General features: G+C 63.0%; 23 protein-coding genes. 3 read left to right on the forward strand and 20 right to left on the reverse strand.

What is annotated here, in order from left to right:
- Positions 1-29: 29 nt before the first annotated feature.
- The 18 genes from ACNHGR_RS01250 to ACNHGR_RS01335 form a co-directional block, all read right to left on the reverse strand.
- Positions 30-845 (reverse strand): conjugal transfer protein TraF, encoded by an 816-nt coding sequence (locus ACNHGR_RS01250; RefSeq protein ID WP_026002698.1) that lies wholly within the window; start codon positions 843-845, stop codon positions 30-32.
- A 271-nt stretch (positions 846-1,116) separates the two neighbouring features.
- Positions 1,117-2,982: a conjugal transfer protein TraN gene (locus ACNHGR_RS01255; RefSeq protein ID WP_017184766.1), complete on the reverse strand. Its 1,866-nt coding sequence runs from the start codon at positions 2,980-2,982 to the stop codon at positions 1,117-1,119.
- On the reverse strand, positions 2,979-3,725 hold the full coding sequence (trbC, locus tag ACNHGR_RS01260) for a type-F conjugative transfer system pilin assembly protein TrbC (RefSeq protein ID WP_017184767.1): 747 nt from the start codon (positions 3,723-3,725) through the stop codon (positions 2,979-2,981). Before trbC ends, ACNHGR_RS01255 begins: the two co-directional genes overlap by 4 nt.
- Before the next feature lie 11 nt (positions 3,726-3,736).
- Positions 3,737-5,230 carry a group II intron reverse transcriptase/maturase gene (gene ltrA / locus ACNHGR_RS01265; protein ID WP_297321846.1) on the reverse strand — a complete coding sequence of 498 codons (1,494 nt, stop codon included), beginning with the start codon at positions 5,228-5,230 and terminating at the stop codon, positions 3,737-3,739.
- Between the two features lie 725 nt (positions 5,231-5,955).
- Positions 5,956-6,981: a conjugal transfer pilus assembly protein TraU gene (gene traU, locus ACNHGR_RS01270; RefSeq protein WP_137903219.1), complete on the reverse strand. Its 1,026-nt coding sequence runs from the start codon at positions 6,979-6,981 to the stop codon at positions 5,956-5,958.
- Positions 6,981-7,250, reverse strand: coding sequence for a hypothetical protein (locus tag ACNHGR_RS01275; RefSeq protein WP_017184770.1), 270 nt, complete (start codon positions 7,248-7,250; stop codon positions 6,981-6,983). Before ACNHGR_RS01275 ends, traU begins: the two co-directional genes overlap by 1 nt.
- Complete coding sequence (traW, locus tag ACNHGR_RS01280) at positions 7,250-7,906, reverse strand: type-F conjugative transfer system protein TraW (RefSeq protein ID WP_017184771.1); 657 nt, start codon at positions 7,904-7,906, stop codon at positions 7,250-7,252. The genes ACNHGR_RS01275 and traW overlap by 1 nt, the downstream gene beginning before the upstream one ends.
- Entirely contained in the window at positions 7,903-8,436 is a 534-nt protein-coding gene (locus ACNHGR_RS01285) for a S26 family signal peptidase (protein WP_017184772.1), read from the reverse strand. The genes traW and ACNHGR_RS01285 overlap by 4 nt, the downstream gene beginning before the upstream one ends.
- Positions 8,417-9,106: a type-F conjugative transfer system protein TrbI gene (locus ACNHGR_RS01290; RefSeq protein ID WP_475283833.1), complete on the reverse strand. Its 690-nt coding sequence runs from the start codon at positions 9,104-9,106 to the stop codon at positions 8,417-8,419. The genes ACNHGR_RS01285 and ACNHGR_RS01290 overlap by 20 nt, the downstream gene beginning before the upstream one ends.
- Complete coding sequence (locus ACNHGR_RS01295) at positions 9,099-9,452, reverse strand: hypothetical protein (protein ID WP_017184774.1); 354 nt, start codon at positions 9,450-9,452, stop codon at positions 9,099-9,101. The genes ACNHGR_RS01290 and ACNHGR_RS01295 overlap by 8 nt, the downstream gene beginning before the upstream one ends.
- 3 nt (positions 9,453-9,455) lie before the next feature.
- The gene (gene traC, locus ACNHGR_RS01300) at positions 9,456-12,041 is read right to left on the reverse strand and encodes a type IV secretion system protein TraC (protein WP_017184775.1); all 2,586 of its coding nucleotides are present in this window, start codon (positions 12,039-12,041) and stop codon (positions 9,456-9,458) included.
- A gap of 1 nt (position 12,042) precedes the next feature.
- Complete coding sequence (locus ACNHGR_RS01305) at positions 12,043-13,053, reverse strand: TraV family lipoprotein (RefSeq protein ID WP_017184776.1); 1,011 nt, start codon at positions 13,051-13,053, stop codon at positions 12,043-12,045.
- Positions 13,050-13,925, reverse strand: a complete 876-nt coding sequence (locus ACNHGR_RS01310) for a DsbC family protein (RefSeq protein ID WP_017184777.1) — start codon at positions 13,923-13,925, stop codon at positions 13,050-13,052. Before ACNHGR_RS01310 ends, ACNHGR_RS01305 begins: the two co-directional genes overlap by 4 nt.
- Positions 13,912-15,249 carry a TraB/VirB10 family protein gene (locus ACNHGR_RS01315; protein WP_017184778.1) on the reverse strand — a complete coding sequence of 446 codons (1,338 nt, stop codon included), beginning with the start codon at positions 15,247-15,249 and terminating at the stop codon, positions 13,912-13,914. Before ACNHGR_RS01315 ends, ACNHGR_RS01310 begins: the two co-directional genes overlap by 14 nt.
- A 4-nt stretch (positions 15,250-15,253) precedes the next feature.
- On the reverse strand, positions 15,254-16,090 hold the full coding sequence (locus ACNHGR_RS01320) for a type-F conjugative transfer system secretin TraK (RefSeq protein ID WP_017184779.1): 837 nt from the start codon (positions 16,088-16,090) through the stop codon (positions 15,254-15,256).
- Positions 16,087-16,668, reverse strand: a complete 582-nt coding sequence (locus tag ACNHGR_RS01325) for a type IV conjugative transfer system protein TraE (RefSeq protein WP_017184780.1) — start codon at positions 16,666-16,668, stop codon at positions 16,087-16,089. Before ACNHGR_RS01325 ends, ACNHGR_RS01320 begins: the two co-directional genes overlap by 4 nt.
- Before the next feature lies 1 nt (position 16,669).
- Positions 16,670-16,960 carry a type IV conjugative transfer system protein TraL gene (gene traL / locus ACNHGR_RS01330; RefSeq protein ID WP_017184781.1) on the reverse strand — a complete coding sequence of 97 codons (291 nt, stop codon included), beginning with the start codon at positions 16,958-16,960 and terminating at the stop codon, positions 16,670-16,672.
- A gap of 59 nt (positions 16,961-17,019) precedes the next feature.
- Entirely contained in the window at positions 17,020-17,340 is a 321-nt protein-coding gene (locus ACNHGR_RS01335; RefSeq protein WP_017184782.1) for a TrbC/VirB2 family protein, read from the reverse strand.
- 369 nt (positions 17,341-17,709) lie between these two features.
- Here ACNHGR_RS01335 and ACNHGR_RS01340 point away from each other — a divergent pair, with 369 nt between their 5' ends.
- Both ACNHGR_RS01340 and ACNHGR_RS01345 read left to right on the forward strand, forming a co-directional pair.
- Positions 17,710-18,150: a hypothetical protein gene (locus tag ACNHGR_RS01340; protein ID WP_242496067.1), complete on the forward strand. Its 441-nt coding sequence runs from the start codon at positions 17,710-17,712 to the stop codon at positions 18,148-18,150.
- 151 nt (positions 18,151-18,301) lie between these two features.
- A complete protein-coding gene (locus tag ACNHGR_RS01345) occupies positions 18,302-18,796 on the forward strand; it encodes a hypothetical protein (protein ID WP_017184784.1) in 495 nt (164 codons plus the stop codon).
- A gap of 38 nt (positions 18,797-18,834) precedes the next feature.
- On the opposite strand, the gene ACNHGR_RS01350 is transcribed toward ACNHGR_RS01345, so the two are convergent.
- Positions 18,835-19,851, reverse strand: a complete 1,017-nt coding sequence (locus ACNHGR_RS01350) for a lytic transglycosylase domain-containing protein (protein WP_017184785.1) — start codon at positions 19,849-19,851, stop codon at positions 18,835-18,837.
- Between the two features lie 59 nt (positions 19,852-19,910).
- Between ACNHGR_RS01350 and ACNHGR_RS01355 the strand changes: the two genes are divergently transcribed.
- A complete protein-coding gene (locus ACNHGR_RS01355; protein ID WP_017184786.1) occupies positions 19,911-21,206 on the forward strand; it encodes a hypothetical protein in 1,296 nt (431 codons plus the stop codon).
- Here ACNHGR_RS01355 and ACNHGR_RS01360 read toward each other — a convergent pair.
- Entirely contained in the window at positions 21,203-21,472 is a 270-nt protein-coding gene (locus ACNHGR_RS01360; protein ID WP_017184787.1) for a hypothetical protein, read from the reverse strand. The genes ACNHGR_RS01355 and ACNHGR_RS01360 overlap by 4 nt on opposite strands.
- Positions 21,473-21,530: the final 58 nt, after the last annotated feature.

Raw genomic sequence — 21,530 nt, forward strand, 5'->3', positions numbered from 1 at the left:
GGCGCGCCCTTTGCGATGATCCTGTCCCATCAGTAATCGCTCCCCACTTTCGTGTTCGTGAGCGTGAAGATGCGATCCATGATCTCATCGGCGCTCAGGATGCCGTATCCAACCGGAATGGTCCGTTTGGTCACCGTGTCGAAGAGGACCAGCGCCGGTGTCTCATTGCCCGGCACGCCCATGCGCGCCCGCTGCCCGGAATCGACGACATGTTCCGGAAAATCGCGGCTCGGCCCCCCGTCCATCGATACGGCCATGACCGCCATCCGGTGGCTGTCGGTCACCGAGCGAAGGATCGGGGCGAACAGCTCACAGGCGCCGCAGCTCTGCGCGAAGAAGTAGAACAGCCCGTAGCGCTGCCCCAGGTTGGTCAGGACCGCGTCGCGATCGGCCTTTCGATTGTCGAGCCAGGCACGCTTGCCGACCGTCGAGACGGGCCTTTGCAACGTGTAGTCGATGTCGGGGTTCTGCCAGAGCGCGCGCTGCCACACGTCGGAGAAAGTCGAGGCGCGGTCGAGCTGCTCGCGCTGGAAGCGGACGTAGGCGATGACGTTCTCTTCGGTCGGCTCCAGGATCGCCTTGGCCTTCAATTCGTCGAGCTGCTTCGTGATCGCCGCCATCCGGTCGACCGCGCTCGGCGGCGGCGACGGTTGCGCCTCGCGCGGCAAGGGTCTGGGCTTGTCGCAATAGAACCATTGTCCGAGCTTCCGCTCGCCGCAGTAGAAAGCATCCGGCCGGTTCTGCTCGATCGTGTCGCGTGACGGCGGCGCATCCTGCGCCAACAGGGGAGCAGCAGTCCCAATCGACAGGGCGAGCAGCATCGAGAGTTTAGCGACGGGGGACATCACGCTTCGTCCTTTCATCGGCTGAGGCGGTTTGCGCGGAAGGGAGTGCGAGCGGTGGGTTGGGTGTCAGACTGTCCCAGGCTGCGGGGTGGACGCAGCAATCGGCCACGGTCGCGGGAGAGCCACCGCAACGATGGTGGGGCGTTGGGGCCGACGGTTGCAGCGCCAGGGATGCCAGGACGAGGGGCAGCTCGAGAACAGGGATAGGCATGGTCACTTTCCTTGGGTTTGCGCTGCGGCCCCTGCGGCAAGGAGATCGGATCGGCCCATCTCACTTGCCGTGGAGGTCGTAGTAGTTCTGAATTTTCTGCTGGATTTCGGTCATGGTCTGGACTTCGTCCGGCAGCTTGGCCGCATCCATGAAGTCCGCATAAACCTCGGTGAAATCCATTACCGACAGGTCGAGCCGCGAGAACTCGTCGATCGTGAAGCCAATGCACTGTTCCTTTTTCGGCGCCCCCCACGGCTTGCCGAGCTGCACACGGCCCTGCTCCTGGAGGATGCGGGAGAGCTTGCTCTCGAAGCAGCAATAAGCGGTGCGCCGCGTGCTGCAGATGCCGAGGAAACTCGACGAGCAATAGGTGCCGAGATTATGGCACAGGCCCATCCGGTCCTTGATGTCGAGCCTCATCTCGTCCTGTGAACATGCGAAAAGGACCAGGAAGGGGGTCGCGAGCGCGGCGATCGCCGCGGGACCGCCCGCCAGCGCAGCCGCGCCAGCGCCGACCGTCAACAAACCCGACGTCTTGCCCGCACAGCAGTTGATAAGGCCGAACACCGGCTTGTGGCAGGTCTCGCGCGTGCCGCTGAAGACCCGGAGATCGGCTTCGTTGAACTCCTTGCCCGCCTGGTCGATCGCATGCAGCGCAACGAGCGCGTCCTTGAACTCGGTCGACGCTTCGCGAACGATCGGCTCGCAGTCGCCGTTGATGCAATAGACGTCGTCGCCGCAGATATATTGCGGCGCATCGCTCGTGCCTCCGGAAGGCGTCGGGCACCTGTAGACGCGGTTCTCGACTTTGCAGGGCCCGCCATCAGGCTCCTCGTCAAGGCATTCTGTGCGCAGATAGGTGCAGCTCCCGTTCGCCTCGAGATCACCGCAGTCATTGGCTGTTGAGATCCGGTGGCATTGATAGGTCCGCTGCCAGGCCCAGCAGGGCTGGGTGACAGGAACGCCGTCGACGATCCGGGTGACCGGGTCGCTCGACGTGCACACTTCGGTCTCGAGCGTGCAGTTCGGGTCGCCGGCATTGGCGGCGCATAGCCCCTCGTTGCGCGTGATGACCGGCACGGCCGGTTCTTCCTGCTTCGTGAGCCAGTAATTGCCGGTCGAGAGCACATAGCCCGGATGATACTCGCCCGGCGTGATCCCCTGGGCCTCGGCGGTGCATTTGACCTCGACGGCGGTGTGGCCAAGGCTTTTGCAGGTCGGCGCCGCAGTATATCCATAGGCGCTCATATTGTCGCAATAGTCGATCGGGCGGCTTTCCCAGCAGATGCCGGTGGCGATCTCGTCGTCAAAAGCCGCGCGGGCGGGATAGGGCCCGCCATCTGTCGGCAGGAAGCTCAACCGACCCGTGTAATAGGTGTAGATCGTCCGCTTCTCGGTGTGAACGTCAAGGCTGACGTTGCAGGTCCGGGCTTCCGTGGTGACCTTGCTGCCGGCGTTGCAACTCGCCTCATAATAGCCCGCGCTCCCCGGCGCGGCGGGCAGCGGCACGCATGTGCCCTTGGTGCCGCCCATTTCCTCGCCAGCGAGATAGGTCGAGGGATCGTTTTCGACCGATGTCGCGCGCGCCGTGGTCGCGAGGATCTCGGAATTGCTGAACGTGGCCCGGCTGTGATCGGCATCGGTGGTGATGCGATATTGCTCGTTGGACGACTTGGCCGCCTGGGCGTCGGACTCAAGCTTACCGGGATCGTCGAAATAGGATCCTTCGGGCAAGCTCGTGCCGGAATAGCCGGGGACCGCGGCGGCTTGCGCATCGCTGGACGGCACCAGCGTGGAATCGTTGCGCTTCTCCGTACCCAGCGCCTTCCCCTCCTGGCGCGCCTCGTCGAGCGTCATCTGGGCAAGCGCGGGCGAACTCGCCATAACGACGCCGAAGAGCGCAGCCAGGACGAGATACGCCCTCATGGATGGGCCTTGCGCATGTTGGCGAGGCCAACCGCTGCGACCCGTGCGCCCGGGCCATTACCGTCCGCGAACTGCTCGAGCGCATATTCGACCGAGACGTTGCCGACGAGCCGATCATAGGGCGGCAGCTTGGTCTGGCAGGAGAAGCCGGCGCAAAGATCGAAGTCCGACGAGACACTGACGTATGTCGGCACTGCCTGGACATCGAAAGCGCGGAACAGCCGCGGATCGATGCCGACATTGGCGAAATCGTCCTGCCGGTCGATGATCTTGCCAAGGCTCGTGGCGAACTCCTTCATCGAATTGTTGGGGAAGCCGCGGAACACGACCACCCCGCCGGCCCTGGCCGTGTCGCCGATCAGCTTCTGCAGCGACTGCGGTGGCATCGACAGGCTCGCGAAGACGATGAACTGGGGCGCCTCGCCCTTCCCTGCCGTCGCGTTCGACGCGGCACCGGCCACGATCTCGTCGAAATCGACGGGGCCTGCCGGTCCCTTGGGCAGATCGCTCTTGGCGACCCGCTGCATGTTCTCCATGCCAGCGTCGCGAACGGTCTGCGCGTCCTCGCGGAAGGCGTCGCCCCTATCCTTCACATGGTTGACGAAAGCCTCGGCATCCGCCTGTAGGTCCGCCGAACGCTGCTTGATCGCCTGGACGTCGATCCCGTCGACGGTCTGCGCGAGCAAGGCCGTCACGCTCGCCAAGCCAAGGATCGCTGCGAAGCCCCAGAGGTATTTGCGCATTGGACGGCCCCCTACAGTAGAGTCAGACGTGGGCGCTGTGGGGTGTCTCCACCGCCAGTTTCCCACGCCTGCTCTCCGAACCGGACGTGCACCTTTCGTTGTGCATCCGGCTCTCCAGAAGCCTTGGCGAACTCGGGTTTCTTCATCCATTTGAGATCGAACCTCCGAACCGGCACGTAGCTCATCAAGAATTGCTCCGTGCCGCCTTCGGCCCAGACCGAGTTGCCCGGATGGGCGGTGCTCGGCCTACGCCACGATGCGACTTTCCTCCCGGGAACACGTTGGTGCTTGGCCCGAAGCCACAGCCAGAGACGTTGGCGCACATGCCAGTCGAGACTGGCAAAGATGCGCTTGGCCCCCACGCAGTAGCGGTAGTAGGCGGACCACCCCCGGAGGTATGGATTAAGTTCCTGAAGCATGGCCGTGAGCGAACGCCGGAGCGTCTGCCGCCGGGCCAGTTGATTTACCCGTATGTGGAAGCCGTTGATTGGCTCGCGCGGGATTTCGATCCGGGCATGAAGCCCGAACCGCTTGTCCCACTTGAGCCGCACACGGCATCCCAAGAACCGACAACCCTTAGTCAGCGCAGTGATGCGCGTCTTTTCGGGCGATAGCGTCAGACCCATCGTTTCGTGCAGGTAGGTCGCCAGCGCCTGCTTTTCGGCAAGAGCGTCAGCTTCGGTCCCCGACACGAAGATCAGGAAGTCATCGGCATAGCGGACAGGGTAGAAGACCGTTCGACCGGCCTTTCGATCCTTGTCGCGCTTGATCGCCGCGAGCCTGATCCCATCGGATTTCAGCTCCGGGCTTTCGGGGCGGCGTACCCAATCCCGATACCGTTCCTCGATTACGCTCAGCGCAATGTTGGCCAGCAGCGGTGAGAGCACGCCACCTTGAGGCGTGCCGGTGTCGGTGGGGCTGTACGTGACATGCTCCAAGACCCCGGCCTTGAGGAACTGCACGACTAACCGGTTCACCTTGAGGTCCGCGACGCCGTGGCGCACGCGTTCCATCAGGGGATGATGTCCGATGTTGTCGAAGCAGGCCTCAATGTCGCCTTCGATTACCCATTGGTACGGCGCATTGTGTCGGTAGCCATCTGCCGCAGGCTTACCCCGCGACTGGATGGTCACACGGATATGTTCGAGACAGGCCTGACTGCCGCGTCCGGGCCGGAACCCGTATGAGACAGGCCAGAACCGGGCCTCGAAGATCGGCTCCAGAACTTGCTTGACCGCGCACTGCACCACGCGATCCTTGACCGTAGGGATACCGAGGGGTCGGAACTTCCCCGGTTTGCCCGGCTTTGGAATCCACTTCCTTCGTGCAGGAGACGGACGATATTCGCCCGCCCGGAGTTCCTCGCGGAGCTCATGAAGGAATCTGTCGACACCAACTCCGGCAGCAATTTTCTCTACGGTCGCCCCGTCGATCCCCGGAGTGCGCTTGCCGCGATTACCGGCAATCGTCCTCCAGGCCATGTACAAGTTGCGGGGATCGGTCACCCAATTCCACAAGTCGTAGTATGGTTCTTCGGGGTTTTCCCGACTCCACTGGTAAAGCTTTCTTTGAACGCCGAGGAGCCAAGCCTGTGGGGCTTGATTACCAGAGTCCACTGGTAGTTCCTCCGTCATGACAGCCCACCGACTTCCTGCCCGCCTTCGCCATGTGGACGGCTTTCCCGCCCTCGGACTACTACGCAGGCTCCGCCCCACCAGCGCCCATCCCCGGTCTCCGCGGATAGCCTGCTCCGAAGCAGGCGGACGATGATGGTTCCCGTGTTCCGACGATCAACCTTGGACCCGTAGGTGCAACGCTTAACCCCTTGCGGCTCGGGCGTGCGGACAAGAAAGGACGACCCGCACACGAATGCTCGACGAGCATTCACCAGTAGGCAGCACAACAAACCAACCGGTTCACACCGCGATCTCCCCACCCCGTCAGGTGATCGGGAGTTCAACTGTAAATAAAGAGGCTTCAGACACGTCATTCGCTTGTATCTCACCTTAGGTCCTGTGGTAGCCCGACCTGCGGCTGACGGGCCGCATCCGGTACATTTCAGGTCTCCTGCTCTGAGGCCGACCGCCGGAACGCGGCAAACCTTGGAGACCCCCTTCCGACCCGATTCCTTCCATCGGGTGGGGTGGCATCGCAGCCACCGGTCAATCGTCAGCAAGACGATCGAAAGGATTATGATGTTGTTCTACATACATATTTCCTTTCCGCGCCGTCACGGCGCTCGCACGCAGCAATTGCGTTTGCGCCAGACGAGGTAGCCCATGTCCTCGCCGGCGGCGGGATAGGCGCGACCTGCGTCAGGCGGCATGGTGGATGCCCCGATCGTGGAGCAGGCGAAGCGGCCGCTCACGGTGGGGATCGGATTGACCATCTGGAAGCGGTATTGCTGCTTGCGCATGATCGGCATGAGGTACTTCTTGCAGAGCCCGGCCGAGCCCATCGTCCCCCAGGCAAGAGCTTCGCGGTGCATCTTGTAGGCGAAGCGCGACAGTGCGAGCCGCGAGGACTGAACATGGCCGATCGAGGACGGCACGTTGCCGTTGAGCGGATACATGCTGCCCTGGCACCCCGCACACCAGAACAGCGGATCGAGCGGCAGGTGGACGGTCCCGGCGATGCAGTCGCCGGCGCAGGCGACCTGGGCGATCGGGTTAGCGAAGACGACGGCTTCCGGATTGATCAGCGCCGTCAGACTATCGTCCTGCCAGAGCGGATCGACCTCGGTCATATAGGCGATGTCGAAGCTCGCCTGCTCGAAGCAGACGAAGTCGGTCAGGATCTCCATCCAGTAGAGCAGCGGATAGACGTACCAGTGCACGTGCCATTTGGCCGTGCTCTGCGAGCGGCCGCCCACCATCGAGGGGCCGGCCAGATAGCCCTGGCCGATGTCGAACCCCGGCGCGATGCGCACACCCCCGAGATTAGGAAAGCACCAGGGCTTCATTGTGACGTCCGCGAGCCGCACCGGCTCCCAGAAGCCGACCGAGATGCCGATCCTGGGAAGCGGGCTGCCACAAAAGCAGATCGGGGAAGCGGGATTGCTCGTATCCGGCCGGCCGCTCGGCCAGATCTTGAGGCCGCCGACCGAGAGTGGGAACAGGCAAGACCAACACACGTCGGTGATCGGATTGACGAACTTCCCGTGACAGGTCGGCCCTGCCGCCTGTGCGCTCGGCGCCAGAAAGAAGGCTGCCAGCGCCATGACGAGAAGCCGCAGAGCTGATCGAAAGCCGCGCATCACTGATCCTCCCCGGCAGGTTCGAGAAAGGCGGTGTCCGCGCGATGCTTGCGCGCGAGGTAAAGCGCCGTGGTCAACAGCGTGGCCGCCAGCAGCGACGCGATCGCACAGGGCGCCGCCTGACCGCTGATCCGCATCAACGGCTGCAAGCCCGCGACACTGGCGGCCAGTAGCAGGCAAAGAACCTGCCAGATCCGGCGCAGCCGCCGAAGATCGCGAGTCTCGGGTGCCGCCATCGGCGTTCGGAGCATGTCGAGCCACAGCGGCATCAGCCCGGGCTCCCGGACTTCAACACCACCTCGGAGACGCGCATCACCTTGCCAGCCTGGGTGACCACGGCTGGCGTATGCTCGATGCCGAAGCGGGAAGTGAGCTTGCCTTGCTGATCGAAGTAGAAACGCCGCTTCTTCGCGGTCATCTGCTCGACCGGCGATCCACGCACGAAGATTATCTTCGCCTTGAGGTCCGTGTAGCGCGTCGTGGCCCAAGCGAGCTGCTCGCTATCGTCACCGTCGATGAAGACAAGGTCCTGACGGATCGAGACGAAGTCGAGCGGGTTGATCCGCTGTCCCGCTGGGGCGATCAGGTTGCCCTTCTGGTCGCGGATGTCGCGTTCCATCGTGACCGACGGATCGAAGTCCCAGCTCCGGGCGGTCCGGGCCGGGGTGACCCCCGTGACGGGATCGGGTCGACGAACTTTCGCCTCGACGCGCTTGGCGAACATCTCGTTGGTCCGGGCGAGCTCGCCGCTTGCCTCTGCGCGGCGCAGGCGGTTTTCAATGGTGGAGAGCAGATCGGGCTCGATGACCGGGAACGCCTGCGCGGCCTGGCCATAGTCCTTGGCCTCCGACCGCATCGGCCCAACGACGATCAACCCGCCGACCGTTGCGGCGATGGCCAGCCCGCCTGAGATGAGCACCCTCATAGGATCGGCTCCCCGGTTCCTATGACCTGGCGCGCGCATACGAAGCCGATTTCGGCATAGCGGCTGTCGAAGCCATCCTTGTGCGGCGTAGCCGCGAAATAGCATCCCTGCGGCACCGGGCCGGTTGCGCCCGGCGTCAGGCGTTCACCAAAGCGTGTGAGCGGTTTCATCTGCGCGACGAGGTGGCCGTTCACCGCAACCTGGCGGCCAACGTGGCTGATCGTGTCGCCCGGCATGCCGTAGACGATCTTGCCGAACATCCGCGGCTTCGCGCCGAAGTGGCGACGCAGGAGCGTGCTTGGCGGCGGGTCGAAGAAAACATAGTCTCCGCGCGCCGGCAGCTTGTGGCGCTGGATGAGGAAGGCCCAGTTCGGAAGCGAACCCGTCGTGTTGATCAGCAGCAGATGATCGTCGCGCCATGCGCTGATCGCGCTGAGCAGAACGCTGCCCGCGATGAACAGGCCGAACAACAGCCATAGCCGCGTGCGTGGCCGCCAGCTTGGGCGCGCCTCACTGGCCGCCGATGCCATCGGAGCCTCCGAAGGTCGAAACTTGCGCAGCTGGCGGAGCATATTGCGGAACCGGCTGCTGCTGCCCTGAAGACACCATTCCTGGCGCCGCCATGCCCTGTGCGGCCATCATGGGATCGATCGGAGGAGCAGCCCCGGGCATCTGGCCCGGCATCTGAGCCGGGGCTGCAAGTTGGGGTCTCGCGGCCGCCATCGCCTGGGCATTCATCTGCTGCAGCTCCTCGGCCGAAGCTTGGCGCGGCCGCGGGACGCCCGAGGCGTAGACCGATTGTCTGAGGCTGTCGGTTATATCGGGCACGTTCTTCGTGAGCACGGCTTCGCCGACGAGCACGATCTGGCCGCCAGCACTGCGCCGCTGCAGTTCCTTGTCGAGCGACGCCATGAAGCCCCGCATCTCGGCCTCGACCTGCGCCGGAGGCGATGTCGAGCGCGCCTGCGCCTGCACATATTCCCCGACGATCGAGGAGAGCCGCGCCGAGACGATATGATCCTGCTTGGGCGTCACCAGTGTCTTGGTGACCCACATGCCCCAGACCACAGTGGCCAGAAGGATCAGCCCGGCGAGGATCTGCATACGGCTGAAGCCAGCGAAGAATGTTCGTCTGGGCTTCGCTGGCGCTGCTGGCGATACCGGTGGCGCGGGAAGGTCGAGTTGGGGTTGCTCAGCCATGGCGGGGGTCTCCCTGCGATCGGGCCGAAGGCAGGATCCTGCCTCTCCGCAGGACCATGAGCCCCACGGAAAGGATGAGATGTGCGACGGCGAAGATGGTCTTGAACGATGCGACCCGATCCGGGGTCGCGATGACGTAGCGGGTGCTGAGGTTGTTGAGCTGGTTCATCAGGCCATCGAGCGAGAAGCCGCCAAGGGCGAGAAAAAACAGCGCGAACAGGCCCCAGGTCATGAGCAGCGTTGATGCGAGGAAGCCGCCGAAATACAGGGTGAAATGAAGCATCGCGCGCGCGTCGATCGACGGCGGCGCGGATGGCTGTACCCTCGGCTCTGTGCTGCTGGCCATGGCTCACTCCGCCGCTTGCGCGAGCTCGGGATCCTCGTGAGAGGCCCATTTTTCCGGGTTGTCCGGGAAGGCGATCCGCTCGATCGCCTCATCCATGGTGAGGCCCTGCGTGACGAGATCCTCAATGGCGGCGTAGACGGCCGGACTGGAGGAATAGACCGTGGACGAGAAGGGATCGAGCACCAGGCGGCCGACCGCCAACGTCTCTGGCCCCTTGATCAGAATGTCGGAATATTCGCGGCCGTTGATCTTCAGCGAGCGCAGCAGCGCGTCGGTATAGTCGTCCATCTCGAAACGATCATGCTTCTTGAAGTCGGCGATGGTCTCCGGCTTCTGCTGGAGAATGACGAACCAGTCGCTGTTCTCAAGGGCGGCGATCGAACCCGCAGACTTGTAATAGTCGTTGAGCGACTGGGTCGCGGTGATGAGCGACGCATAATATTTACGGCAGGTACGCGCAAAGGCCTCGATGAACTCGGCCATCGCCCCGCCGCGCATCATCTGCCACGCTTCATCCAGGAATAGCGCCTTGGGGATCGAACGGTCGACCTTACGCATCATTTGCTGTGACATGAACATGATCGCGGCCAGCACTACGCTGCGCAGTTCCTCACGTGACGAAAGATCGGAGAGTTCGAAAACGGTGAGCTGGGCCGACAACTCGAAGGACACTTCGCCCTGGAAGAAGCGGCCATAAGTGCCGGCGGAGGAGAATGGCCGCATAGCTATGCCAAGATCGGTGGCCTGCTGGTTGCCGGTCGCATCCAGGGCGGTGATGATATCATCGATCGAACCAGCCCGCCCCTTCTCCGCCCAGACCGTGTTGACTGCGCCGTCGATCAGGCCGCGCTCGGTATCGTTGAGCCGATCCATGTGGCGCGACATCTGGTTCACGATGGCCTTGAGCATTGCCATGCAGTCGAGGAGATAGTCCTCATCGGTCGCCGCGAGTTCCTCGTCGATCATGCTGAACGGGTTGAGACAAAAGCCCGAAGCCATCGTGAACTCGACGAAAGCGCCGCCCTGGAGCTTGGCGGAATGCTCGAACGAGCGTCCGTCGTCGATGACGACAACGCGGGCGCCGGCGCCACAGAATGACGCGCACAGCTCCTGCAGCGTCACCGATTTGCCGGAGCCCGACTTGCCGAAGACAGCGACATTGTGGTTGCCGGCCGCATTCTCGAACGGGCTCCAGAAGAAGGGCTGACCACGTCTGCCGATCAGCATCAGATGGGGCACCTGGCTCCCGAGGAACTCGCCCTGAATGGGGGCGAGATTAGCGGCGGTCGTGGTCAGCAATGTGCGCATCCGCTTCATGCGCTCGAGATCGCGCGCGAGACCGTTGGCCATCGTCATCGGCATCGCGCAGAGCAGACCCATGATCTGCAGGTAGCGATCGTCGAGAAGATCCCAGCCCGCTGCCCGGTACACGGATTTGAGTACCCGTTCGTTCGCGTCCCCCCGGCCCTTCGGGGAGAAGGCGGTGACACTGAAGAAGACGCGCACGAGCTTGCGGCCCTGGCGCAGCTCGTCGTTCACATAGCGCCATTCCTGGCTCTGATCGCGCAGCTGCGGCAGGAAGCGCGACGATTTTGAATCGGCCAGGCTCGTTGTGCGCATGAACTTGAAGCTGGCCTTGTTGCTCGCGGCCATCGGATCGGGGAATTCGACACAGAGATTGGTCGCGACCGGGCACGGCATGCGCAGCTTGTCGGTAAACATGTCGCCGATCAGCCGGGCGACGTCCCATGGCGCCCAGCGTGCCGGCAGGTTGCGCACCGAGAACGAGCGGACGTCGAAGACGTCCGGCAGAATTTCACCGATCTCCGGCGCTTCGTCGATGGTCTTGCCGGTGGGCCGGAATCGCTCGGTGCGAAGCAGCATCCGGTCAGACTCGATATGCAATTCGACGTCCCGGCGGATTGCCTGGTCCGCGATCGGATCGAGCGGATTATAGCTGACCACGTCCTCGCCGGCAGCAGTAGTCGGCGAGGTAATGTCGTCGATCCAGGCAATGAGTGCCTGCGGATCCATCGTCCTGGCCGACACATTGATCGAGGCAAGCGCCGAGATGATGCCGTCCATGACGGCGACGATCTCCTCTGCCGTCACGCTCGAGCTCTCGGGCGTCGAATAGGAGATCGCCACGCGGTGATTGCGAAGCGAAAAGGGCGCGTCGGCCGAAAGCGACTTCCAGACCCCGTCGGTCAGGAAGTCGACCCGGTGCTTGGCCATGCGCTCATAGACGCCGCGCGCGGAATAGCGCGGGAGATACCATTTGGAGAGGCGCTCGCCGATCCGCGGACTCATCCATTGGTGGAACTGCAGACAGCCGGGGGCAGGAATCGCCTCCGAGAGAAACTGGGTCAGGATCTCGCCCGTGCGTTCGTCCGCGCCGACGAGCGGCGCTGCTTCGATCACGAAGCCGCGCGATGCGCTGTTGTAGAATATCCCGGTCTTGGGATCATAGCTGCGATAGGGCAGCCAATGCGCCAGCATCGGCACGCCAAACTCCGGCCGCTCGGCGTCGGGCCGCTTGGCGTCGCCCAGGATCCCGGACAGCAGGCTCTCGAAGAAGCTCCCCGCCATCTCACTTGTCCTCCGGCACGGCAGCAGGGAAGTTCGCGGCCTTCACCGTCGCGCCGATCGCCGCCGGCGCGGCTGCCGCTCCGGTCTGCGCAACGCCGGCATCCCGGGCATCCTTAGCCGCGCCATTGGCGACCTCCTGATAGTGGGGATCGGCCTTCACGCGCGCGACCGCCGCCGCGCCGGTCGCGCTCATAGGCTGCGGAGCGGGTGCCGAGGCCGCCTTGGCTTCGGGACTGCCGCTCGCCGGTGCATCAGAGGGGGGATGAGGCACCGTCGAAGCGGCAGCCGGCGGAGTATGGCTCAAAGCCGCCGCCGTTCCCGAACCGGATGTCGCTGGCGCCCTGGGAGCGAGACGCGCCCTGACATCCGCTTTGATCGCACTGACCGGATCGGGGGCCGGATCAGGCTTGCGCGCCCGGGCAGCCGCAACGGCCGCCGGGTCCGGTCCGTTCGGATCGCTGTCGGCGAAGCCTGTCAGCGGCGGATCGATGCGGTCGACCGCATCACCAAGCGATTCCTGGATGTCTGGTGCCACCGCCGACGCCCGCGCCGGCATGGACGCCTGCATCAGAGCCTGCTGCCGCCATTCCCCGCTCGCGACGACCGCATGGACCGCACTGGCCTCGTGGAGCCGGCCACGCTCGTCGATATAGGGCTGAAAGACGATCCGCAGCACCTTCTCTTGGCTGCGTCCGGCATCGGTCGAGGCAAGGCGCGCGGATTGGCCCATCGCCACGCGATTGGTTTTCCCGCGCATCGGCTGCCGCATATTGCCGGTGGGCAGAGCATCGCCGTCCGAAGGGTCCGCCGAGATGAGCGCAAGCGCCCTGTCGTCGATCGTCGAACTCGGCGCGCAGATGCCGTCGGGCGCCGCGCAGGAAAAGCTGCCGCGCACATTGCCGCCGAAACTGGCGCAGCCATTGAGCGCCAGGAGACTGGTCAACCCGAGCACACCCGGCAGCCACAGACGACGGCGGCCGCCGCCATGCCCAACCAAGGACCGCCGGATCACGACTGGCCTCCCTTGAGCCAATTCTCGAGGAAGGCGCGCGGCCGGTAGCCCTCGATCACCGCACCGTCGCCGCGCACGATGACCGGCGTGCCGCTGAGACCATGGCGGTGGGCGAAGGCCTCGTTCGCATCGAGCCCCGAGGTGTTGCAGGAAGGTCCTGCCTTGATTTCCTCTCCGGCATAGGCTGCATGCAGCGCGGCCTCCCGGTTCCTGGCGCAGTAGACGCGGTCGGCGACATCGCGGCTTCCGAGCACCGAGATCGGCCGTTCGACGACCCGCACGTTCATGTCCTTCAGGACACTGGTGAGCGCCCGGCAATAGCCACAGCGGAAATCGGTGAAGACCGTGATCGTCTGGCCCGAAGGATTGCCCCAGACGATCGCACCGTCTCGGGGCAGCTCGGCGAGCGAGAGCTTCTGCGGCGTCGCAGGGCGGACTGGCTTCTCCACCCGGCCCGGCGTTGCCGCAGCGAGCTGTGAAGTATCGTCTTCGCCGCCCGCATTTGCCGCCGCATTGGCCTTCGCGGCTGCGCCGACGAGCATGTCGGGGTTCATCTCGAGCAGACGGGCGGCCGTGATGTCCTGCCGGGTCTGCATGTCATAGACGCGGCCGATGACGAGGAAACGCGCGCCCGTATCGACGTAGAACAGGTTGGCGCCCGCGGTAATCTCGCAAAGGCCGCTGATCTTGCCGCAATCGATAGCGGTGACCGGTGTCTTGGGCAGCCGCGTCTTTAGGAGCAACCGGACCCGGTCTTCCGGGCTGTTCGTGTCGGCCGCGAGCGCGATGCCGGCGACGCTCAGCCCGAGGAGCGTGGTGAGGACGAGGCGCGACGGGCGGCCCAGCGCGCGCAGACGATCAATTGCGAACATAGACACCCTCCAGGAAGACAATCTCAACATCGATGCCGGTCGGCATCTCAATCACGGGCTGGTATTGCTCGGCGCGTTCGATCAGATATTTGGAGACCATGTCGCCAGTCTGGGCGACGCCCTCGCCGAAACCGCCCTCGAGGATGTCGCCCGTCGAGAGCTTCTGGCGCTGGCCGTTGGTCGTGATGTTGGTGCCCTGGAAGACCGAGTTGGCATTCGCCGAGAAGCCACGGCCGAAGCCGCCAGCAAGGCCCGCCAGGAAGGCCTGGGTCACGAGCGAGCCTTCGCGGGACACCACCCGGCCACGCACGCCCGTCTTACCCCCGAAGGCGATGAAGCCCTTGACCTCGGAGACCGCGTAGCGGCCGCCGGGCTGCGGGCAGGTCATCTTCTGAAGCTTGACGTAGACCTTCTCGCTCGAGAGGTCGCCGCGCGCCGCGCCGTTGATGAGGCAGCCCTCTATCTTGGTCGTGAGCAGGCGGCCGTTCTGGTAGACCGAGCGCGCCGGACCCGTCACACGCAGCACGACGGGCAAGGGATCGCTCTGGCTGTTGACCCCCGCGCTCGCATCCACGCCCACGATCACCTTCGCACGCGCGAAGCTGTTGGGCGGCAGATAGTTGACGCTGTCGGTATAGACCGTGTTGCCCTTGGCAATGCGGGAGGCGTTGCCGCTATCCGTCGTCGTGAAGTTGACGAGCTTCACTTCCGCGGCCGAAGCGATCGGAGCCGCCGCTTGCGTTCCGCCCTGCGCGCCCGGTCGCTGATAGGCCTGCGGACCATAGGGCCCGTACATTGCGGCCGGGCCGGGCGCCGGTGCTGCGGCAGTCCGGCGATCAGCGACCTGCCGGCGAAGTTGCTCGTTTTCGGCCTGGTAGGCGGACAGGACCCGCTGGCCATCGGCCTGCATCGCCTGATTCTGGCCCTTCAGCGCCTCGACCTGCGCGGTCAGCGCCTCGAGCCGGCTATTCTGCCCGTCGATCGACTTGAGTTGGTTTTCTGTCGACTGAAAGCGGTTCTCCGAAAGCGCCATCCATTCCTGCTGGGAGAGGTTGCGGTTGACGAGATCCTTGGTGGAGACGTCGACCTCGCTGACGCCGTCGTCGGTCTCCTTCGATTTGTCGCCGTCGCCGCCGAAGATCCAGAAGGACGAAAGGACCAGGCCCACGCCCGCGACGCCGGCGAGGAGCAGACGCTGGCGGCGGCGGACTGCGTCATTGGCACCGAGATCGCCCGACAGCGGGGAAACTCCCTCTTCGGTGCCGCCCTCGCTGCCGCCGTCGAGAGGACGGCGACTGCGCTTCAGGAAATCGGAAAGAGCCATATCCTCACCTTCCCGTAGGAGTATTTTGGCCAGCCAAGGGGCTCGGACCATTTTGCGAGACGAGGTAGGCCGTGGTGACCTTGCCCGGTGCGAGCTTGGTGTCGGCGATCGAGACGGCGAGCGCGCTCGAAGGAGCGACCATGCTTGTGGTAAGCTCGACGCTCTGGTCACCCTTGTTCTCGATCCGAAGCACCCGGCCGGTCAGCTCGGAACCCCGATATTCGGCGATCATCTGGACCTTGAGAGTGCCAACATAGACGGGGCGCAGGGTGCGCTGGCGCATCTCGTAGCCATCGGCGACGGCATTCGAATACATGGCCTGGACAAGCTCGACGGCGGCATCCTGGGGTCCCAGCTGATTGGCGGGACCATTCTCGGCCGCCTTTTCGTTGGCGATCGCAGGGTTCGAAACAAAGACCTGGGCGGCCTGGTCCCCGCTGATCCGGCACACGAACTTGTAGACGTAGCCGCGCTTGCTGGTCGCGAAGAAGGAAAGCGCGGGTCGGCCAAACCCGTCTGGCACAGACAGGTAGATGTCACCGCGGACCGGCTCGTTGACGACCGAGAAGTCGTCCTGCGGATTGCCGGTCGAGATCTTCGACACGCTCGCGAACTCGTCCTCGACGAGGCTGATGCGGGTCAGATCCTTGGCCGACGCGGTGCAATCAACCTGCGCGCTGTCGCTCGCCATGATCGTCTGATCGGCGAAGGCCGGCTCGGCGATGAGGAAGACCGCCAGGGCGACGAGGCTTGCGCCGATGAAGCGGCTCGCGTGGCAAGTCACGCGCGAGAGGAAGGCAGTGCCGAGCGCGGCACTCCCGATAGCATAGACCGGCATCATGATGAGCTCCCCTGTTGGTCTTTCGCGGAGCCGGTCTTCACCATCCCGAAGCCCACCAGCTTCAGCGACAGGCCGGAATATTCCCAGTCGTAGCGGAAGGTGCGGTTCTCGCTGGAGATGACCTTGTTGCCGACGATCGTGTGCAGTTCGCCGGTCACCTCCGAGCGGAGGTTCCTGGTGTCGATCTCCATCTTCTGGATGGTGAAGAACTGCGAGATCGAGGAGCCGCGCTGCTCGCTGACGATCTTGAGCAGGTCGGCCTTGATCTTGCCCTGCGTGCGCGGGCTCGCAATGTCGAGCACCGCATTCATCCAGTATTCGAGGTTCTGCGGGCTGCGATCGAGCGTCAGCACGACCGTGTCGCGCGTGATCATCTCCAGATATTCGCGGCTGACGCCGGCAGAGCTGACCGTCAGCGGAGAACGCAGCACTGGTTGCAGCACCACCTCGCGGTCGCGCGACAGGCTGACCGTGCAGAGCAGCAGGGTGATCACGGCGAGCGCCACCGCGGCGACGGCCAGAATGTTGCGCTGGCGCAGGATCCGCTGGCTGTTCGTATGGCTGTAGGAAAGTTCCATATCACCCCGCCATCAGTCGAAGATATGAGGGTGGCGTGGCTCTCAGGCCGGTGAAGCCGGCCGGAAGATGCCAATAGGCCAGGTGAAGCAGCCAGGACGTCGCCCGGCCTGCCTTAGCTTTTCTGAGACCCCACCAGCCCGCCCCCGAAAGAAGCATGCCGATAAGGATGTGCTGAGACAGGATCCCCCAGACGAATGGGATAACCATCGCCAGGAACTCATCCAGCGTCCACAGCCCGATCAGCTCGGGATCGTCGAGATGAGTTGGAATGACGTACTTGTCTGCGGCCATTGCACCACCCCCTCCTGGACCTGGGCGGAGCTGCTACTCCGCACAGGCCTGGGATCGGTTCAGATCGTCGCGGTCACGGTGGACGTGACGATCGGCACGCCGGTTCCGGCACCGACGCCGACGCCGACCGGGATCGCGATCTGCCCCATCGAGAAGCGACCCGAAGCGAGGGCGACCACGCCGCCGGCGAGGCTGAGCACCGTGATGATCTTGCCGCCGGATCCCTCGAGGAAGTCGGTGAACTTAGTGAGCGCGGTGTTGAACGTCGTGTCGGCGCCGGCGAAGGCGGGACCGGCGAAGAAGAGAAAAGCGAACAGGAGTACGGCGAGGGCGAGGATCGCCAGCTCCGCGTGTCCGCTCTTTTGGAGGACAGACTGCATGTGGATTTCCTTCGATTGGAGACGCGACGGAACCGCGCCCAAACAAAGCTGGCCAATCACATCGCCGCACCGCAACGACGTATGGGATCAGCCCCCTCCCGAATCGGGAAAATTTTCGATCATGTTCGATGTCGGTGATGAAAATGGGGCACCGTGTCCCGGTGATCAGGGCATCCTGCCCCGTCATATGGGGCAAATTGGCCGGGTTGACGGGGCGTTATGCCCTGCAATTGCGGACAGGCTTCATTCGCGGTAGATTCGCGGCGCAAGACTCGTCAGATATTAACCATTGCCTGTTCATAATCCCGGCAAGGCAACCGACCATCGATCGGGCTCTAATGGATGAGGGCAGTTCAGGACGTGGGCACTATGGGCGCTGACTCACGAGACTTTACACTGGATATCTCCGAACGCTTCTTTCATCTCACGACTGAGAGCCTTCGCCTTCATTCTAATAGTACTAAGTGCTATCAGACGCTCGAAAATCTCGTGAACAGCCGCGTTCCAGGAATAGAAAAGATAGATGATGAGGATGCGGAGAACCTAAAGCGCCATCTGGTGGCTGTCCCTACAGGCGGAAGCATTCAGATCCATTTAGAGATTACGGAGACGAGTGCCAAAAATCTTGAGAGAATAAAAGAATTGCTCGAAACAAGACTCGAAACCAACATTTCTGTTGGGGACGCTCTTTCTGCCCTTTTATTCAACTATATAGTCGAGCAGCGGGCAGCTCGCGTGATTTCCAAGCTCCAGTTGGACGAGTTCGATCAACCTCGCGAGACCGGCCCATTCAAGGGGTCCCGGCACTAACAAGCGCGGTCACCAATGCGTTAGCCTTTCGGTTCGGACAAATCTGGTCGAAACCACGCTTGCATTGGCTTTTCTGCTATGATTGTCTTCCCCATCCGAACGGCATTGGGGGATCGATATGACATCTCTTGCCAAGTTAGGGGCGTAAGTTGTGGAGCTCGCCCAAGGCGACGAGCTGCAGAGGGACTATGTGCCTCTGATCCTGCGGGCGATGGCTTGCAAGAAAGCAACTCAACGCAAACTCGCCCACCTGACCGGTATCAGCAAATCGAGGCTGGGCGTTTTGCTGCACAGCAAGCCCGAAAAACGCGTCACCATGACGCTTCCTGAATTTGAAACAATATTGCACGCGCTCGGCATGAATCTAGTGCACGCATATGTGTGCCTGAAAACCTTCAAAGGTCTCGATGAATATTATCAGAAATGTTATTCGACGGCTGTCTTCATGCTCTGCGACATATGCGTGCGCGCGCCTGAGCGAATGATTGATGTGCTCGAGGAATTGGGTGGCTTCGATGGAACCGAGATCAGGCTGGCCTGGAGCCCGTCGCTCCAAAACGCATTGATCAAGAAGGTGACCGAGGAGGTCCAAGCTATTCATGAGCGCAGAAATCGCCTCACCCATGGCGACGATTTCGACCTCTAGCCGAACTGTTCGTGGACATGGATCAGCAAACCATGCGGCTAGAATGTCGAGACGGACGCCTTCCTTCCGATTGTTGGGCGCAGCTGCGTGTTAGGGCCGGCTGTCGTCGAAATGATTGTCGCCTGGCGCCCGATCCCGCTCAATCGCGACCAGTTGAGCAGAACATTGTCCACATAGGCTTGCGTTTCAGGGATCTGCGGGACCAGGCCATTCCGAATCCGCCCCGGTCCTGCATTGTAGGCGGCGAGCGCGAGATGATAGTGGCCGAAACGGTCGAGCTGCTGGCGCAGATATTTCGCGCCCCCGCGCAGGTTCTCATTGATGCTGTAACGGTTGACGCCCAGTGCAACTGCCGTGTCGGGCATCAACTGTGTGAGCCCGAATGCGTTCTTGCGCGAGAAAGCGTCGGGCCGATACCGGCTTTCCCGGATGATCATGGCATCGAACAGGCCAACCGGAATGCCATATTGGCATGCGATGTTGCTCATCATGTCGTAGTAACTAGCCCGGCGCATCTCGGCATCGGACGTCAGAAATCCGGTCGGCCGGTAACCCGGCGAAGAGCAGCCAGGCACATAATGATAAGCCGCCGACGCGAACATGGCGCCGCCTCGCATCCAGAGCGGGACAGGCACGCTGGATGCAGGCGGGAGCTGTGCTTCGACCGCCATCGCGCCCAACTGCGCGACGCCCACATGGGCGAACGGATCTTCGGCATCGGCAGGCGCCGACCGGGGATTTGTGTCCATGAAATTGTTCGCCATCTGGAATTCCACCCATTGCCGACTGAGGTCATGCACCCGAAAGTCCCCAACCGGCGGCAACAGTGTCGCATCTGGCAGATCCCGAACTGGCGCAGCCGGCGCCGCGACGTCTTGCTTCACCGGGGCGCCCATCGCGATGAGCTGGACGCTTCGGACCGCGTGTTCAGGCCTCGAGACGGCGGGCGCTTCGACGGAACAGATCAGGCCGACGGTGGCGACACCCAAGAAAAAAGCACGCATGACGACCTCCCCATTCTTGAACCGAGGAAAATGGACGCCAGCCGAGTCCATCTTGTCAATCCGCCCCGAGACACTCTGACGGCCGGCCGCACAGCTCTTGCGAGAGCGAAATGTGGCTGATCGCGCGATACAGCAATGGCTGCGGAAAGGGCCGAATTCCTCTTCCAGAGGCCGTTCGGAATGCCCTGGTTCGCTGGTACATCGGCCAAGGTGCCCGGGCCGATGAAGAAGCGGGGATCATGCTCGTCCAGCAAGCGCGCATCGGCGAAAAGTGGATCGCCTGTGACTGCTTGCCGCCAGGTGAACCGCCGCCCATCCTGACTCCCGCCTTCCTCTCGGAAGCTGAAACCTACTACCTGCGGCGTCTTACGAGCACTGATCGGCCCGAGCATCAACCCGATTGCCCGTTTTTCCGCGAACAGGCAACAAACCGCATCACCGAAGTGTGGACACAGGAAAGCCCTGCGGAACCGCCCGCCGGCTATTTCGAGGTTCTGCGCCCCGCGCCCGAGAAGCTTGCCCAACGTCCCGAGGAGGACAGCACCGATGATCGTACCCGTCAGGCATCGATCCCGCGCCTGGCGCGGTTGCTTTGGCGGCTTCTTGCTCTTTCCGGCTTGAATCGTTGCCTGCCTCCATCGTTCGATACGGCCGAGCGTTCCATCAAAACCGAATTCCGCGTGCTCTCCGTTGCGGCCGGAAAAGTCGAAATCGCGCCAGGCATTGAACTGGGTCGCGCGTTCTGGACGCATGCTCAGGCGCTACACAGCCGACGCATGTACGCGCGTCTGCGTGAACTTGCCCGAGGCTGGCCCCGCGGCCATGCTCCGCAGGCGTTCCTGGCCCTATTTGCTCAGGATGTCCGCGGCTCCACCATATATGTGCCGGGAAGCGATCCGGTTGTCCTCGCCAATCGCGTCCAATCGCCGTCGATCCGTGGAAACCAGATCAAGGGGCCTTACCTGACGATCGTCGTTGCTGGGGAATATCCTGAAGCCCATGGGTATGCGCCGCTCCGTGCCTACGCCCAGCCTATTTTCTCAGGGAAACGCTTCGTTCCGGTAGATTCCGAATTTGAACGCGCAGTGCTCCGCGAATTGATCAAACTCCAATGGACGTTCGATCGCATCGGAATCGACCTCACCATTGAGAAACCGGTTTTCGACACACTTACGCCGATCGGCGCCTGCCGGCCTGACTTCATCCTGGAACTGCGCTCTCGCGAAACCGGCGAGATCAGGTCGATCATCGTGGAAGCCATGGGATCAACTGATGAGACGTATCTAGCCGCAAAAGCTGTCACTCATCCGCGCATGGCGCAAATTGGTCCACTCGTGTGTGTATCACCGGCGGATGTGGAAACGGGCCGCATCGGCGCTATCGTCCGTCGCGCGGCGGGCGCCTAGCTCCAGCGCATCGATGTGGCGAAGAGAATGACGATGCCGAGCGTCACAGGCATGGAAGTCAGGTACAGCTTTTGCCAGCGCCACCATATTTTCGGGACAAACAGGATGGCGGACCGAAGGGAATTGACGCTGGACCAGCCGCGCTCGCGAACCACTTCCACCATTGTCGTCGCGCAGGAGAGCGCCATGGCGATCACGCAGCACGAACCGGCAGCGACATAAAGCGCCATCCAGTTCGCCAGTTCGATCGCCGTCAGATATCGCATCTCAGCAACCTGTATAGCCGATAATCGTGCACAAAGGCTAATCGGAGTATCAGGTACC

It is taken from the genome of Sphingobium sp. RS1, from assembly GCF_056156825.1.